The organism is Streptomyces sp. SID13726, from assembly GCF_010548375.1.
GTDB lineage: Bacteria > Actinomycetota > Actinomycetes > Streptomycetales > Streptomycetaceae > Streptomyces.
Window position 1 is genome coordinate 1 of sequence record NZ_JAAGLY010000445.1, and the last position, 443, is coordinate 443.

1 protein-coding gene is annotated in these 443 nt (G+C 70.0%); it reads right to left on the reverse strand.

Features of this window, described 5'->3' with window-relative positions; genetic code table 11:
* Positions 1 to 39 precede the first annotated feature (39 nt).
* On the reverse strand, positions 40 to 443 hold a 404-nt coding region (locus G3I78_RS48510), incomplete at its 5' end, for a thiamine pyrophosphate-dependent enzyme (protein WP_239158486.1).

Genomic DNA, 443 nt, shown 5'->3' on the forward strand with positions numbered 1-443 from the left:
ACCGATCCAGTGGTTGACGATCTTCATTGCCTTGCTCCTTCACAGATGGCGACGTCGCTGCGCGGCTTGCCGGTCGTACTCTTCGCGGGCCGCGGCCGCGGGTTTCCGTGTCGCGGTCTCGGCCACAGGAACATCCCACCACGCCTGTGCCGGGGGCGGGCCCGACACAGTGTCGGGTGTTCGGGTCTGTGCGTAGACACATGTGGGACGGTCCGCCGCACGCGCCTCGGCGAGGGCTTTCCGCAGGTCACTGATGGTGCGGGTGCGGATCACGGCCATCCCGAGGGAGGCCGCGTTGGCCGCGAGGTCCACCGGCAGCGGGGCGCCGGTGTACGAACCGTCGTCCGCCCGGAAGCGGTACGCGGTCCCGAAGCCCTCCGCGCCGACGGCCCCGGAGAGGCCGCCGATGTAGGCGTAGCCGTGGTTCTGGATCAGGAGGAGCT